The 14,990-nt window shown below is 68.3% G+C and carries 14 protein-coding genes; 10 read left to right on the top strand and 4 right to left on the bottom strand.

Annotation, left to right across the window (positions count from 1 at the left end; genetic code table 11):
- Positions 1-426: 426 nt before the first annotated feature.
- From VFU06_07450 to VFU06_07435, 4 genes are read right to left on the bottom strand one after another with little or no spacing between them, the layout of a single operon-like run.
- On the bottom strand, positions 427-1,416 hold the full coding sequence (locus VFU06_07450) for a serine/threonine-protein kinase (GenBank protein HEU5209230.1): 990 nt from the start codon (positions 1,414-1,416) through the stop codon (positions 427-429).
- Positions 1,413-1,793 (bottom strand): response regulator, encoded by a 381-nt coding sequence (locus VFU06_07445; GenBank protein HEU5209229.1) that lies wholly within the window; start codon positions 1,791-1,793, stop codon positions 1,413-1,415. Before VFU06_07445 ends, VFU06_07450 begins: the two co-directional genes overlap by 4 nt.
- 6 nt (positions 1,794-1,799) lie before the next feature.
- Positions 1,800-2,657, bottom strand: coding sequence for a L,D-transpeptidase family protein (locus VFU06_07440; GenBank protein ID HEU5209228.1), 858 nt, complete (start codon positions 2,655-2,657; stop codon positions 1,800-1,802).
- Between the two features lie 50 nt (positions 2,658-2,707).
- Positions 2,708-3,853, bottom strand: a complete 1,146-nt coding sequence (locus VFU06_07435; protein ID HEU5209227.1) for an aminotransferase class I/II-fold pyridoxal phosphate-dependent enzyme — start codon at positions 3,851-3,853, stop codon at positions 2,708-2,710.
- A gap of 148 nt (positions 3,854-4,001) precedes the next feature.
- Between VFU06_07435 and VFU06_07430 the strand changes: the two genes are divergently transcribed.
- The 10 genes from VFU06_07430 (at position 4,002) to VFU06_07385 (ending at position 14,860) form a co-directional block, all read left to right on the top strand.
- Positions 4,002-5,210, top strand: coding sequence for a 2,3-bisphosphoglycerate-independent phosphoglycerate mutase (locus VFU06_07430; GenBank protein HEU5209226.1), 1,209 nt, complete (start codon positions 4,002-4,004; stop codon positions 5,208-5,210).
- Entirely contained in the window at positions 5,207-6,049 is an 843-nt protein-coding gene (locus VFU06_07425; protein ID HEU5209225.1) for a tetratricopeptide repeat protein, read from the top strand. Before VFU06_07430 ends, VFU06_07425 begins: the two co-directional genes overlap by 4 nt.
- A gap of 7 nt (positions 6,050-6,056) precedes the next feature.
- Entirely contained in the window at positions 6,057-6,638 is a 582-nt protein-coding gene (locus tag VFU06_07420) for a YdcF family protein (GenBank protein HEU5209224.1), read from the top strand.
- A gap of 23 nt (positions 6,639-6,661) precedes the next feature.
- A complete protein-coding gene (locus tag VFU06_07415; GenBank protein ID HEU5209223.1) occupies positions 6,662-7,966 on the top strand; it encodes a pitrilysin family protein in 1,305 nt (434 codons plus the stop codon).
- Complete coding sequence (locus tag VFU06_07410; GenBank protein HEU5209222.1) at positions 7,963-9,354, top strand: pitrilysin family protein; 1,392 nt, start codon at positions 7,963-7,965, stop codon at positions 9,352-9,354. Before VFU06_07415 ends, VFU06_07410 begins: the two co-directional genes overlap by 4 nt.
- Positions 9,351-10,625, top strand: coding sequence for a pitrilysin family protein (locus VFU06_07405; GenBank protein ID HEU5209221.1), 1,275 nt, complete (start codon positions 9,351-9,353; stop codon positions 10,623-10,625). Before VFU06_07410 ends, VFU06_07405 begins: the two co-directional genes overlap by 4 nt.
- Entirely contained in the window at positions 10,622-11,995 is a 1,374-nt protein-coding gene (locus VFU06_07400; GenBank protein HEU5209220.1) for a pitrilysin family protein, read from the top strand. Before VFU06_07405 ends, VFU06_07400 begins: the two co-directional genes overlap by 4 nt.
- Positions 11,992-12,756, top strand: a complete 765-nt coding sequence (locus VFU06_07395) for an NUDIX hydrolase (protein HEU5209219.1) — start codon at positions 11,992-11,994, stop codon at positions 12,754-12,756. Before VFU06_07400 ends, VFU06_07395 begins: the two co-directional genes overlap by 4 nt.
- 967 nt (positions 12,757-13,723) lie before the next feature.
- Positions 13,724-14,356, top strand: a complete 633-nt coding sequence (locus tag VFU06_07390) for a sigma-70 family RNA polymerase sigma factor (GenBank protein HEU5209218.1) — start codon at positions 13,724-13,726, stop codon at positions 14,354-14,356.
- Positions 14,357-14,602: 246 nt separating this feature from the next.
- Positions 14,603-14,860, top strand: a complete 258-nt coding sequence (locus VFU06_07385) for a hypothetical protein (protein ID HEU5209217.1) — start codon at positions 14,603-14,605, stop codon at positions 14,858-14,860.
- Positions 14,861-14,990: the final 130 nt, after the last annotated feature.

Below are 14,990 nucleotides of genomic sequence, written 5' to 3'. Positions count from 1 at the left end.
CAGAGCGGGAGTGTCGTCCAGGGCTAGCGTCTTCTTCGTGTGACCGATATGCGGGGGCTTGCCTCGTTTCACGCAGAGACGCGGAGGAGCAGAGACGCAGGTTCTTTCTCGCCGCTCTCTTTTCACACAGAGGTCACAGTGGGCACTGAGGTCACAGCGGCTTCGACGAGCTTACGCCGACTCACCTGCATTTCAGCATCTTTTTCTTGTAGGTGCTTCGCGGCGGCATGACGATCCTGGCACCCGGTAACGCTCGGCGCCGGTAAGCCCCCACTAAAAGAAGAGATGTCTCGATGCCGAGAAGGGTGCGGGCGTCACCGGACGGCTGTGCCCTCCGTGTCCGCTGTGACCTCTGTGTGAAAAAAAGGCGCGAAAGAAAGAACCAGCGCCTCTGCTCCTCCGCGTCTCTGCGTGAACGAGGCGAGTCTACCCTCTGGGCGTGCTCCGCCGCTCCGTCGTGACCCCAGCCGGCCACAGTGCCGCGGGCTCGTCCAGCTCTTCCGCCAGCTCCACCAGCAGTGGATGCATCGACTCGTACCGGTTCGCGGCATCGGGAGCGAGACACTTCATCACAACCCGCTCCAGTGACGCACTCACACCCGGCACGAAGTCACGGACCGGCGGCGGCGCCTCGCCGCGGATCTGCGGGTACTGGCGCGCGTCGTCGTCGGACAGCTCCTCCTCCTCGTACACGTGCTCGAAGGGCCAGCGGCCGGTGAGCATCTCGTAGAGCAGTGCACCGAGCCCGTAGACGTCGCATGCACGTGAGAGCGGCTCGCGGCGCACGTGCTCGGGTGCCATGTACGGCGCGGTGCCGACGCGTCGCACGGGACGCGCCTGGTCGCTGATGCGACGCACTGCATCGAGATCGATGAGCACGGGCACACCGTCGCGCAGCAGCATGTTGGCGGGCTTCATGTCGAGGTAGAGGAAGCCGCGACGGTGCAGGTGGTAGAGCGCGGCGCCGATATGAACCGCGACACGAACCGCGTCGTTCGGCTCGAGCTGCCGATCCGGACGGTTCTCGATCACGTCGAACAGCGACGGCCCCTCGAGGTACTCCATCAGCAGGAAGGGCAGGCCGTCGTGTTCGCCGCCGCCGAATCCGCGCACGATCGTGGGATGTCGGACGCGTCGCAGGATGCGCGCTTCGCGGCGCAGCGCGGCGAGGGCGGCGCGGTCGTCGCGGCGCTGGGGCGAAACGATCTTGCAGGTGAGCGCGCACCACTCGTTCGCGCTCCACACCTGGTAGAGCTGCCCGAACCGGCCCACGGCCAGGTGGCCGATCACCGTGAGGTCGCCTGCGATCCTGTCGCCGGGCGAATATGCGAAGCGGCCGCGCGGGGGTGCCGCGCGACCGCCGTCCGTCTGCAGCAGACCGAGCCGTCTCGGCTGCGCAATGCTGGTCTTCTTCATGTCAGCGTGCGCTCCCTGCTCAGGAGCTGCTCCACACTCTCGCGGATCCGCGCCAGCGGTGCCGGCTTGGCCAGGTACATGTCGCAGCAGCCGGAGGCGAGGATCGCCTCGGCGTCGCCTGCACTCGCCATCCCGGTGAGCACCAGGATCGGCACCGGCGCCGGCTGCGTTTCCCGCTTCATCCAGAGGCCCGCCTCGATCCCGTCCATGGACGGCAGCTGAACGTCCAGGATCACGGCGTCGGGCCGTTCGGTGCGAACCAGCGCGACCCCGTCCTCCCCGCGCCGCGCCGTCAGAACTTCATGCTCGGCGCTCAGCAGCTGATCGAGAATCATCAGCAGGTCGGGGTTGTCCTCGACGATCAGGATGCGGGCCATTCCGCCTCACAGCTCTGACTCTTCCGGCAACGCTCCCACGGCCGCAGGCGTCGTCAGCTCGTCCAGCGACATCGCGACGCGCATCTTCATGCCCTTCTCGACCAGCCGCTTCAGGTGCGAGCGGTTGATCGCCGAGCGATCGATGCCGTGGTCCTCGAGCACCTGCTCGACCTGGTCCGCCAGCGCCTCCTCATCGCCCAGACGGGCGTACACGTCCGGGTAGATGATCAGGAAGTCGTCGCGCACGATCGCCACGTTGTAAACGACCGAGAACGGGATCTTGCGCGCGAAGCGGATCGTCCGCGTGTCCTTGGGATTGCTGATCAGCGCCTGCAGCTCCTCCTCGGACAGGTCCGGGTTCGCATACCGGTGCACCAGCTGCGCGAGCTCGATCGCGTCCCGGTTCGCCATGCGCACGCAGCCGTGCGAAACCGGCAGGCCGAGCGCATCCTCGTTGAATTCGGGCGTGCCGTGGATGTAGTACAGCTCCGTGAAATTGATCTTCACGCGCCCCATCGGGTTGTCCCAGCCCGGAGGCGTCGGCTTTTCGCCCCGCGCCCACCCGCTCTTCGGCGGATGCCACCACGGATTCCAGTTCGCGGTCGACAGCGTGTAGCTGCCCGCAGGCGTCGCATACTTCCGCGCACCGACGGACACACGATACGACTTCGTGCGCTCACCCTGCTCGTACACGTAGATGCGATTCGCCGGCACGTTCAGCACCAGGCGCAGCGGCGGATCCTCCACCGCCTTCGGCGTCCCGGCACCGTAGTTGATGCCTGCGCCGGCGAGTCCCAGCACCAGTAACCCGCTGAAGACAGTCTGTTTACGCGAAAACCGCACGATTTCCTCCCTGCGTCTCATGTGCTCCGGCCATCGAACGGGAGCAAGCGACGTGCCTGTGTGCAGGATTTTCAGCCAGTTACGGCCACATCCGCGTCCATGCCGCGGTGGACGTCTCTCAATGTTACCGCCACGCGCCCCAGGGCGGTCCGCAGTGTGGCCGCGGGAGCGCCGAAGCCGAAGCGGAGGGCGTGCGGCACGCCGAACTGCTCCCCCGGCACGACCAGCACGCTCTGCTCGACGCGCAGCCGTTCGGCGAGCTGACTGGTGTCGACCGGTTCCCGGAGGCTGGCCAGGCAGATCGCGCCGGCGGCCGGCCGCTGCCAGGTGAACAGCTGCTGCTCCTCGAGCCACGCCTCGAGGACGGTGATGCCGTCGCGGATGTGGCGCCGGGTGCGGTCCAGCAGATGAGCCCTGATTGCTGGCTGGAGTGCGAGTGTGGCAAGCCGGTCGCTGGGGGTCGCGGGTGCGATCGTCAGGTAGTCGCGCCGTGCCCAGAGCTGCTCCGTCATCTCCGGCGTCGAGACGGCCCAGCCGATCCGGAGACCCGGGAGCCCGTACGCCTTGGACAGCGAGCCGGTCGCGATGACGCGCGGGTAGCTGCCGAAGAAGCTGGGGGTCTGCGTGCCGTCCAGCTCGGCGCCGGCGTACACCTCGTCGGCGATGATCCAGGCGTCGTGGGCGGCTGCGGCCTCGATGAATATGCGGCGGGACTCGTCGCTCAGCGCCGTGCCGGTCGGATTGCACGGGTTGGTGATGACGATCGCCTGCACGCCATCCTGCGTCAGGCGACGCACCTCGTCGCCATCGGGCTGCCAGCCGAGTTCCGGGCGCAGCGGGATTCGCACGACGCGTGCTCCGAAGGCGTGCGCGACGCCGGGTGTCTGCATGTACGTCGGCACCACGACGGCGATCGTCGCGCCCGGCTCGGCGAACCGCCACGTGGCGGCGAAGTTGGCCTCTGCACTCCCGTTCGCGATTGCGACGTCGTCAGGGGAGGCACCCGGGTACAGCGCCGCGATCCGGCTGCGCAGCTCGTCGGTTCCGTTGGTGTGACCGTAGCCGAGCACGACGTCGTCGATGTCGACGTCGCCCGCGAGCGCGCGCAGCTCACCGATCGTGAGCGGATGCACGCCGCTCTCGGAGAGGTTGAACTCGACGCTGTTCTCGTACGTCGACTGCCAGCGCTCGAGAGCGAAGGGATGGAATCTGTTCATGGCGCACTCGTGTGTGTCGGGTAATCCTGCAAGCTAGCCACGGTGTGCGTCGCCAACCAGCGCTTTCCCGGGCGGGGAACGACCCTTGCCGCCCCACCCGGCCCGGATACCTTGAAGCCTCCCTGGAGTCGCCACACGCGAGATAGCCATGAATGTGACTTTCCCCGATGACCTCGTCGACACGACGGGTGGTCGAATCGTTCTGCTCGTCCTGGATGGCCTGGGCGGTCTGCCGCTCGAGCCCGGTGGGCCCACCGAGCTGGAGGCTGCCCGCACGCCGAACCTGGATGCGCTCGCCCGTCGGGCCGCGCTCGGCCTTCACCAGCCGGTCGGCTACGGCATCACGCCGGGCAGCGGACCGGGGCACCTGGCGCTGTTCGGGTACGATCCCGCGCGCTACAACATCGGGCGTGGCGTGCTCTCGGCCCTGGGGGTGGACTTCCCGCTGGAGCCCGGCGATATCGCGATCCGGCTCAACTTTGCGACGATCGACGGGCAGGGTCGGGTCACCGACCGACGCGCGGGCCGCCCGAGCGACGAGGAAAACCGCCGCCTGATCGCGAAGCTGCGCGAGGGCGTGGAGTCGCCGGGCGGGCTGAAGATCTTCTTCGAGTCGGAAAAGGAGCACCGCGCGGTGCTGGTGGTGCGGGGTCGCGCGCTTTCCGCGGAGCTCGGCGACACGGACCCGCAGGAGGAGGGCGTGCCCCCGCTGCCGGTCGCGCCGCTCGCGCCCAACGCTGCAGAAACCGCGCAGCTGCTGCAGCAGGTGCTGGACCGCGCGTTCGAGGTGCTGGCGGACGAGAAGGCCGCGAACGCGCTGCTCGCCCGTGGCATCGATGCGTACCATCCGTACCCGACCTTCGACTCGCGCTACAAGCTCAGGGCGGAGGCGATCGCGCGGTATCCGATGTACCGTGGCGTCGCACGCCTGCTCGGCATGGAAACGCAGCCGGGCAGCAGGGATGATGCGGAGAGCATCAGCCGGCTGAAGTCCAACTTCGACAGCTACGACTACCACTTCGTGCACTTCAAGGCAGTCGACTCGCGCGGCGAGGACGGCGATTTCGATGCAAAGGTGGCGGCGATCGAGGCCGCGGACGCGCTGGTCGGGGAGCTGGACATCCGGGCGCCGGACGTGCTGGTCGTGACGGGCGATCATTCCACGCCATCGAAGCTGCGCAAGCATTCGTGGCACCCGGTGCCGGTGATGATCGTGTCGGAATGGGTGCGTCCGGATCCGCAGGCGGTGTTCGGAGAGCGCGCGTGCGCGCGTGGCGAGCTCGGCGTGTTCCCCGCGAAGGAGCTGATGACGCTGATGCTCGCCCATGCGGGCCGACTCGCGAAGTTCGGCGCATGAGCGACATCGACGCACTGCTGCAGGACGCGCTCGGCCTGGGCGACGAGGGGCGCTTCGACGAGATGGCGGACCTTCTCGAGACCGCACTGCGCGATGCCCCGGATGATCCCTACCTGCTCGGCTGGCTGGGCGTCGCGAACCGGGAGATGGATCGCGACGGCGTCGCATACGACTATTTCAAGCGCTGCCTCGCCGAGCAGCCGGAGGATCCGCAGCTTCTCGCGCTCGCGGGTGCAGGCCTGGCGGCGTTCGACGATCCGGAAGCGGAGACCGCACTGCGCAACGCGGCCGTCACGGGCCCGAACCTGCCCGACACGCGGCTGCAGTACGGCGCCTACCTGGCCCGCGAAGGGCTGTTCGACGACGCGCTCACGCACTTGCGTGCGGCCGTTCAGCTCGCACCGGACGATCCGGTGATGCATGCGGAGCTGGGCATCGCGCTCGCGCTGAAGCAGGACTACGCTGCTGCCGCCGATGCCATGAACGAGGCGCTGTCGCTCGCGCCGGACGATTCCTGGACCCGTGTGCTGCTCGGCCTGATCGAGCTGGAGCTCGGGCATGTCGAGCTGGCGGCGGAGCTGCTGATCGAGGCCTCGAACGAGCGTGCGGAGGACGGCGAAGCGCAGGCGCTGGCAGCGCTGGCGGCCGCAGCGGCCGGCTGGGCGGATGCGGCCGAGGATGCGTATGCACGCGCCGGCTATGCGGAGGAGCCGGTCGATCAGGAGCTGCTGAGCGAGATCGATGATCGGCTGGTGCTGGGGGCGGATGCCGCACGCACGTTTCTGCTCGAGACTGTCGCGCCCACCGCGCTGCACGATCGCCTGACACAGCCGCTCTGACATGCGGGTGCTGCGCGCATTGCGCCGGCTGCTCGTCGCTGTCGGCGTGCTGTGGGTCTCGGCGCTCCTGCTGGTGCTGCTCGGTGGCGCATGGTCGCAGGTGCGCCAGGCCGATGCCATTCTCGTGATGGGTGCGGCCCAGTACAACGGCAGGCCATCGCCCGTACTGAAGGCGCGACTCGATCATGCGCTCGACCTGTACCGCCGCGGCTACGCGCCGCGCCTCATCTTCACGGGTGGTGTCGGCCAGGGCGACACGCTGAGTGAGGGGGAGGTCTCCCGGCGATACGCAGTGGGCGCTGGCGTGCCGGATTCCGTGATCCTGGTGGAACGGCGCGGTGTCACGTCAGCGGAATCGATGGGCTACGCCGCTGCGCTGATGCGGGCGAACGGGCTGCACACAGCGCTGGTCGTGAGCGACTCGTACCACATGATGCGTCTCGATGTGCTGGCACGCCGTTCCGGGATCCGGCCGTGGCGCGCACCGACACCCGGCGCACCGATCGACAGGACGCGCGGCACACGCTGGCACTACGTGTTGCGCGAAAGCCTTCTCTTCCCCGCGACCGCACTGCTGGGCGGCCGCTGACCGCAGGAGAGTTTCACAGCCGGATGCAGATTTCACTGCCGTACGACACCTTCGTCCTCGACAACGGACTGCGCGTCTTTCTGCACGAGCATCACGCGACGCCGCTCGTGTCGGTCAACCTCTGGTACCACGTCGGCTCCGCCAGCGAGCGGCCGGGGCGCACCGGCTTCGCGCACCTGTTCGAGCACCTGATGTTCGAGGGGTCGAAGCATGTACCGCCGGGCCAGTTCGACAACCTGCTGGAGTCGCTCGGCGCGACCAACAACGGCTCGACCAATCCCGATCGAACGAACTACTGGGAGGACGTGCCGTCCAACGGTCTCGAGGTCGCACTCTGGCTGGAGGCAGACCGCATGGGCTGGCTCGCGGACGCGATGACGCAGGAGCGGCTCGACGGCCAGCGCGATGTCGTGAGGAACGAGCGTCGCCAGAGCTACGAGAACCGGCCGTACGGCCTCGCGTTCGAAACCATCCTCGCAGCGCTGTATCCATCGGAGCATCCATACAGCTGGCCGACCATCGGCTCCATGGCCGACCTGGCCGCCGCGACGATGGACGACGTGCTCGCGTTCTTCCGGACGTGGTACACGCCGGGCAATGCGACGCTGGCGATTGCCGGCGACATCGACGCGCATCATGCGCGTGCACTGGTGGAACGCTACTTCGCCGAGATCCCCGCCGGAGGGGCGGTGCAGCCGGTGGGCGCAACGCCGGTGGCGCTCGCGCGTGACGTGCACCAGGTGCTCGAGGACGACGTGCAGCTCGCACGGCTGTACATGACGTGGCATTCGCCGGCCGCATACGCGGAGGGCGACGCCGAGATGGAAGCGATTGCCCAGGTGCTCGCGGATGGCAAGGCGTCCCGGCTCTACCGCTCGCTCGTGTACGAGAAACAGGTCGCGCAGTCAGTGAGCGCCTTCCAGGATGGCGGCCGGCTGGGCTCCGCGTTCTACATCGTCATCACGGCGCGGCCCGGTGTGGCGCTCGGCCCCCTCGAGGACGAGGTGCGCAGCACGATTGCCGCGCTCGCGACGCAGGGGGTGCGCAGCGAAGAGGTCGAGCGCGCACGCAATCACATGGAGACAGCATTCGTCGACGAGCTGCAGAACGTGGGCGGCTTCGGCGGCCGTGCCGACCGCCTGAACAACTACTGGTTCTTCGTGGGCGATGCCGGATACAGTGCGCAGGACCTGGAGCGTTACCGGGCAGTCACCGCCGACCATGTGCGCGACGTGGCGCGTCGCGTGCTGACCAGGCCCTGCGTGACGCTCAGCGTCGTGCCGCGCGGGCGTCGTGAGCTCGCGGCGGGAAGTGAAGGCGACGCATGACGCCGATCGATCGCAGCCGGGTCCCACCTGCCGGGCCGCCGCCGCGTGTCACGTTGCCGCACATCGAGCAACGCGCACTCTCGAACGGGCTGACACTGCTCGTCGTGGAGATGCGTGAGCTGCCCGTCGTGGACGTGGCGCTGGTAACACGATCCGGCGCACACGCCGACCTTTCCGACGTCGCCGGTCGCGCGCACCTCGCCGCCGATCTGCTCGACGAGGGTACGACGAGCCGCTCCGCCCTGCAGATCGCCGAGGAGGCGGATTTGCTCGGTGCGGCGCTGCACGCACGCGCGACGTGGGACGACACGGAAGTCGGAATGCACGTGCTCACGCCACGATTCGCCCGTGCAATGGACCTGCTGATCGACGTCGCGTTGCACCCTGCGTACGCGGAAGCGGAGGTCGAACGGAAGCGGAAGGAGCGGCTCGCCGCGATCCTGCAGGAGCAGGACGAGCCGCGCGTCGTCGCGTCCAACGAGTTTGCGCGCGTCGTCTACGGCGATGCGCATCCGTACGGTTCACCGATCGGCGGTACGGCACGGAGCGTCAGCGCACTGGATCGTGGCGCACTCGCGGCGTTCCACGAGGCGCGGCAGCGGCCCGGCAACGCGTTCCTGGTCGTCGTCGGTGATGTCGTGGCAGACGAGGTGGTCCGGGCACTGGAGCCGGTGCTGGGGGCGTGGCAGGACGCGCCCGTGCCGGAAGTGGACGTGCCCACAGCGGGCCCGCCAGGCTCGACGACGATTCACGTCGTCGACCGGCCGGGTGCGCCGCAGTCCGAGCTCAGGATCGGGCACATCGGGCCGCCGCGTGGCGCGCCTGACTATTTCGCGCTGCTGGTACTGAATACCATCTTTGGGGGCGCCTTCACCTCCCGGCTGAACAGCCGATTGCGAGAGGAGAAGGGCTTCACGTACGGCGCGGGCTCCGCCTTCGCCTTCCGACGCGATGGTGGTCCCTTCGTCGCAAGCTCCGCCGTATTCACGGGTGCATCCGCGGAAGCCGTGGGCATCGTGCTGCACGAGATGCAGCGCATCCGCGAGGAGCGGGTGAGCGACGAGGAGCTCGATCGAGCGAAGAGCTACCTTGCGCTGGGGCTGCCGCGCCGCCTGGAAACGACCGCCGACATCCTGCGCATCGTCAGCGAGCAGGAGCTGCACGGCCTGGGCGACCGCTACTACGACGAGTACGTCGAGCGCGTCCGCGCCGTGAGCAGGGAAGACGTCCTGGAGGCGGCGCAGCGGCGCTTCGATCCCGCGCACGCGACGGTTGTCGTCGCGGGCGATCACGCCGAGATCGCGGGGCCGCTCGAAGCGCTCGGCGTCGGGCCCGTGGTGAAGGCGGCGTCGCGCGCGGAAACCGAACTCAACCGGACAGGAACGTGATACGCATTCCGATCGAGCGTTACCGGCTCGACAACGGCATGGAGATCGTGCTCTCGCGCGAGGATGCGGCGCCCGTGGTGGCGCTGAACATCTGGTACGGCGTCGGCTCGCGAAACGAGCGTGCGGGGCGCACCGGCTTCGCACACCTCTTCGAGCACATGATGTTCCAGGGCTCGAAGCACGTGCCCGAGATGGGGCACTTCGCGCTGATCGAAAAGGCCGGTGGCTCGCTCAACGGCTCCACGTGGCTCGATCGCACCAACTATTTCGAGACCCTGCCTGCCAACTACCTCGAGCTCGGCCTCTGGCTCGAGAGCGACCGCCTCGGCTGGCTGCTGCCCGCCATGACGCAGGAGAAGCTCGACAACCAGCGCGACGTCGTGAAGAACGAGCGACGCTGGCGTGTCGACAACCAGCCGTACGGCGACTGGGACGAGCGCATCCAGGCGCTCATGTACCCGCCCGATCATCCGTACCATCACTCGGTGATCGGCTCGATGGAAGACCTGGACGCAGCCAGTCTCGAGGACGTCGAACAGTTCTTCCGCACGTATTACGCGCCCAACAACGCGGTGCTCACCCTGTGCGGCGACTTCGATCCCACGCAGGCCCGGGAACTGATCGCACAGTATTTCGGACAGCTTCCGCGCGGGCCGGACATCCCGCCGATCCCCGGCCGTACCCGCCTCGAGCCTGTGATGGGCGGCGAGGTGCGTGAGCTGGTGCACCAGGACGTGTCGCTGCCGCGCGTGTACGTGACATACCGGATCCCGCCGTTCGGCGGCGCGGAGTACTACACCGCGCTCGTCACGAGCTACATCCTCGGCTACGGCAAGGCAGCGCTGCTGTACCGCTCGCTCGTTCGTGAGCAGCAGGTCGCGCAGGACGTCGTTGCGTACGCCTTCCCGATCGTGGTCGGCGCATCCATGCTGGTGACCTGGGCGACGGCGCGGCCGGGTCGCAGTGCGGCCGACGTCGAGCGGGCGTTCACCGAACAGATCGAGCGGTTGCGCGACGTGGACGACGCCGACGTGCAGCGCGCGGTGAACCTGCTCGCGACGGAGCGTCTCAACGAGCTGCAGCGCCTGGACGAGCGGGCGGACCAGCTGTCCATGTACACGCAGCTCTTCGACGAGCCGGAGCGCATCAACACGGAGGTCGACCGGATCCGCGCCGTCACGCCGCAGCACGTGCGCGACTTCGCCGCGCGCTACCTCGGCACGGACAACCGTGCGGTGCTCACCTATGTGCCGAGGGAGGTGGGCGCGTGAACGACACATGGCGCGAGCAGGCGCCCGAGCCCGGACCACCGCGCACGTTCGAGTTTCCGGACGTGCGCAGCGCGACGTTGCGCAACGGCATGCGCGTGGTCCATGCCCGTCACGGCCGCATGCCGGTCGTCAGCGCACACGTCGTGATCGACGCCGGCGCGGCAGGCGAGCCGGCCGATCGTGGCGGACTCGCCCAGCTCGCCGCCAGTGCGCTGCACGCCGGAACCACGCAGCGGGATGGCAGCCGACTGGCATGGGACCTCGAGCGGCTCGGCGTCCAGCTCAACACCGACGTCACGTGGGATGCCATCGAGGCGTCGATCACGCCGCCTGCTGCGCAACTCGCGGACGCACTGGTCGTGCTCGCGGACGTCGTACGCAACGCAGCCTTTCCGGCGGGCGAGGTCGAGCGCCTGCGCGAGGAGCAGCTCGCCGAGATCCTGCAGCGCATGAAGGAGCCGCGCGCGCTCGCAAACGACGTCGTCGGCCGCTGCTTCTACGCGCCCGGCGTGCCGTACGCGCGCGCCCTGATCGGCTCCACCGCATCGGTCACGGCGATCACTGCAGAGGACCTGCGTGCATTCCACCGCGAACGCTTCACCCCGGCCAGCTGCACGCTCGTGCTGGTCGGCGACATCGACATGGAGACCGCCACCACGCTGGCCGAACGCTGCTTCGGCGACTGGAGCGGGGCGCCCGCACCAACGCCGGAATTCGACGTCGCACCGCTGAACGACGGACCGAGCGTGCACATCGTCGACCGCATCGGCGCCGTTCAGTCTGAGCTGCGCATCGGCCACATCGGCGTGCGGCGCAGCCACCCGGACTATTTCCCGCTGATCGTGATGAACACGATCTTCGGCGGCGCCTTCACCAGCAGGTTGAACATGAACCTGCGCGAGACCAACGGCTTCACTTACGGCGTTCGCAGCGCGTACACCTTCCGTCGCGGCCCCGGCCCCTTCCTGGTCTCCACCGCAGTGGGCACGGACGTTACGGTCCGCGCGGTCGAGGAAGTGCTGAAGGAGAGCGATCGGCTCCGAACCGCCGGCGTCACCGACGAGGAGCTCGCAAACGCGCGCGACTACCTCGTCGGCATCCTGCCGCTCCAGATGCAGACCACGGAGCAGCTCGCGGGCGCACTCGCAGACCTCGTGACCTACGGGCTGTCGCTCGACTACTACGATCATTACCGCGAGCGCATCGCGGCGGTCACAGCCGACGACGTGCGGCGCGTTGCACGCGCGCATCTGCGCCCGGACGAGTTCGCGATCATCGTGGTGGGCGATGCCGCCTCCGTGCGCGACGGCATCCAGGAGCTGCAGCACGGCGCGCTGCATGACGTGAAGCCCAACGGCGAGGCAGCATGAGAGGGAAAGGCTCGGGATCGGACAGGGAACCGGGGGCGGGCAAGGGCGAACGTGCGGACAGGCCGGCCTCGGGCGACGAGGCGGGTGCGGGTGCGGGTGCGGGTGCGGGTGGACGTGCCGACGGGGCGCCGCGCGGCGAGCATTCCCTCGCGCACGGCCAGCACGGGCGCGATCAGCTCCCAGAGTCGGGCGACACTTCGGCGGAGCCGCCCGTCACGCCCGGTCTCCTGGGCCGCAAACCCGTGCACCGGGGCCGAATCGTCGATCTGTCGATCGACACCGTCCGCTTTCCGGACGGCTCGACCGGCGATCTCGAGCTGATCCGCCACTCCGGGGCTGCAGCCGTGCTCCCGGTCCTGTCCGACCCGGACGGACCCGATCCACAGATCCTGCTGGTCCGCCAGTACCGATACGCTGCGGGCGGCTACATGCTCGAAGTGCCGGCCGGCCGGCCAGAGCGCGAAGGGGAGCCCTGGGAAGAGTGCGCCCAGCGCGAGCTGCAGGAGGAAGCCGGCGTCGTCGCCGGCAACCTGCGCTACCTGACCATGATCTACACCACCCCCGGCTTCACCGACGAGCGCATCCATCTCTTCCTGGCTACCGACCTGAAGGCCGCCGAGACCAAGTTCGATGATGACGAATTCATCGAGCCCGTCACCATGCCCCTGTCCGACGCCCTCGCTAGGATCCGCGACGGCGAGATCACGGATGCCAAGACGATTGTTACGCTGCTCTATGCCGCGGGCTTTGTGCTGAGCTAGGCGGGCGGGGAGCAGGGCGAGGGGATCCGGACGGACTTTTTGCGGGCGGGGCGGCGGGCGGCGGGCGGCGGGCGGCGGGCGGCGGGCGGCGGGCGGGCCGGAATCGGGCGGATCGGGCGGCTCGGGCGGGCATCCCCAAACGGCGCGGCCCTCGAAGTTTCGGCGTTGAGACACACCATCTCAGGCAACGTTGCTCGCGACCGCCCGTCACTGAATGCGTGCAACCTTGCCTTTGATAATCGCAGCCAACGTTGCTCGTATCGGGTGTCGTGGTCAGGAGTGCAACGTTGGCTTGGATAATCAAAGGCAATGTTGCACGGATCGCGTACCCACCCGTTGAGTGCAACGTTAGCTGAGTCGATTCAGGAAGCACCCGCCGACCAGACGGTACCGAGCGCCGAAGGGGCGGCAGCTGCCTGCCGCGAGCACTCGGGAGTGCTCCGAAGGTGGGTCGCCTTCAGATGGCGCAGTTGTCTCAGCTGGCCCGAAATCATCGGCCAAGTCAGTCCAGCCGCCCCCGGCCCAGACGGCCCCCGGCCCAGAACGGCCCCCAGGCCCAAACGGCCCCCGACCCCTGACGCCCCCGACCCCTGACGCCCCCGGCCCCTGACGCCCCCGGCCCTGACGGCCCCCGGCCCTGACGGCCCCCGGCCCAGAAGCCCGCGGCCCTGACGCCCGCGGCCCAGACGCCCCGAGCCCACGGCCCCCGACCCCCGACGCCCCCGGCCCTGACGGCCCCCGGCCCATACGGCCCGTCCCCAAAAGATGCCGCCTGTGTCGCTCCCCTGTCATCGCGATGTGACACGCCCCTCGCCCGCCCATGCCCGTAGCCTCGCCACAAGTCCAGTAATTCCAACTGCTTAGACGGGTGGTACGAGCTGCGGGACCCGGGTACGGTCTCTGCCCTGATACCTGGCGCCGGAGGGAGCAGCGCTCCGGTGATCCCGAGCCCGAAAGGGGAGCCGCCATGATCGACCTGGCAGTGGTACGCGCGGAGCGCGAAGAGGCGCGGACGCCCACGCTGAAGGAAGCCGACGACAGCATGCTCGTCGCGCGTTTCCTCGCGGGAGAGCGCCGCGCGTTCACGGAGCTGGCCGACCGGTATCACGTGCGGCTGATGAACTTCATCCAGCGTACGATCGGCGACCGGGAGCGGGCGGAGGACCTGGTGCAGGAGACCTTTATCCGGGTCTACCGCCATCTCCACCGGTTCGACCAGACGAAGAAGTTCTCGACCTGGGTCTACACGATCGCGGGCAACCTGGCGAAGAACGAGCTGCGCAACCGCTCGCGCAATCCGCTGGTGCTGTTCCAGACGATCAAGAAGAACTGGGACGCGGACCACCGGCCGCTGGAGTGGGAGGACAACACGTACCGCCCGGACGATCTCTACCGCAAGCGGCACCTCAAGGAGATGATCGACGGTGCGGTCGCCCAGCTGCCGGAGCACCACCGCATGGTGTTCGTGCTCCGCGAGATGGAGGGCAAGACGTACGAGGAGATCGCCGAGATCACGGGCGTCAACCTCGGCACGGTGAAGAGCCGGCTCAACCGCGCGCGCAACAACTTCGCGCAGCTCATCGAGCCGATGCTCGACTGATACACGAGCGGTGAGGCACGACGCGCTCCAGCCTCATCACTCATCGAAGCGGCGGCATCCTCCGGGGTGCCGCCGTTTTCGTTGCACCACCGGGCGCAACGTGCACGGAGAGAATGGCGAGTCGTGCTGGCGCCAGTCCTTCCGGCTCCGCAGCCGAATCGTTCCGACTCGCAGTCGCGAATCCTTTCGACTCTGCAGCAGCGGGGCTCTTGCTCGCCATCCGCGACGGTGGACATTTTCGCGGGCATGAATACATCCAACATCGAAGCGCGCCGGCGGCAGCGCGCGGCGTTTCTTGCACGCCTCTACGAGACGGTCGACGGCGACGTCAGCGCGTTTGTCTCCGCATGGGATATCGCGGACGCGATCGGGATGGATCGGGCTGAAGCACGCCGGGTCGTGGAGTATTTCGCGGAGAAGGGGCTCGTTCACGTGGATGACCATCGTTCCGGAACGGTGCGCCTGACGGCGGCGGGTGTCGATCACGTGGAGGCGAGCGGCTGAGCCAGGGGGCAGGGCTGCGAGAATCGGGTCGCGCACACGCACACGCACGCGCACATGGGTACCGTACCAAGAGGTAAAGGGCAGCTCCCGGAAAACCGGGGCTGCCCTTCTGGCGACCGAGCTGTTCTGT

It is taken from the genome of Longimicrobiales bacterium, assembly GCA_035764935.1.
GTDB lineage: Bacteria > Gemmatimonadota > Gemmatimonadetes > Longimicrobiales > RSA9 > DASTYK01.
This window is presented reverse-complemented; position numbering and strand designations above follow the sequence as displayed.

Excerpts from the sequence above, each read along its gene's own strand:
- VFU06_07450 (HEU5209230.1), bottom strand. The coding sequence starts at position 1,416 with ATGAAGAAGACCAGCATTGCGCAGCCGAGACGGCTCGGTCTGCTGCAG.
- VFU06_07445 (HEU5209229.1), bottom strand. The coding sequence starts at position 1,793 with ATGGCCCGCATCCTGATCGTCGAGGACAACCCCGACCTGCTGATGATT.
- VFU06_07440 (HEU5209228.1), bottom strand. The coding sequence starts at position 2,657 with ATGAGACGCAGGGAGGAAATCGTGCGGTTTTCGCGTAAACAGACTGTC.
- VFU06_07435 (HEU5209227.1), bottom strand. The coding sequence starts at position 3,853 with ATGAACAGATTCCATCCCTTCGCTCTCGAGCGCTGGCAGTCGACGTAC.
- VFU06_07430 (HEU5209226.1), top strand. The coding sequence starts at position 4,002 with ATGAATGTGACTTTCCCCGATGACCTCGTCGACACGACGGGTGGTCGA.
- VFU06_07425 (HEU5209225.1), top strand. The coding sequence starts at position 5,207 with ATGAGCGACATCGACGCACTGCTGCAGGACGCGCTCGGCCTGGGCGAC.
- VFU06_07415 (HEU5209223.1), top strand. The coding sequence starts at position 6,662 with ATGCAGATTTCACTGCCGTACGACACCTTCGTCCTCGACAACGGACTG.
- VFU06_07410 (HEU5209222.1), top strand. The coding sequence starts at position 7,963 with ATGACGCCGATCGATCGCAGCCGGGTCCCACCTGCCGGGCCGCCGCCG.
- VFU06_07395 (HEU5209219.1), top strand. The coding sequence starts at position 11,992 with ATGAGAGGGAAAGGCTCGGGATCGGACAGGGAACCGGGGGCGGGCAAG.
- VFU06_07390 (HEU5209218.1), top strand. The coding sequence starts at position 13,724 with ATGATCGACCTGGCAGTGGTACGCGCGGAGCGCGAAGAGGCGCGGACG.
- VFU06_07385 (HEU5209217.1), top strand. The coding sequence starts at position 14,603 with ATGAATACATCCAACATCGAAGCGCGCCGGCGGCAGCGCGCGGCGTTT.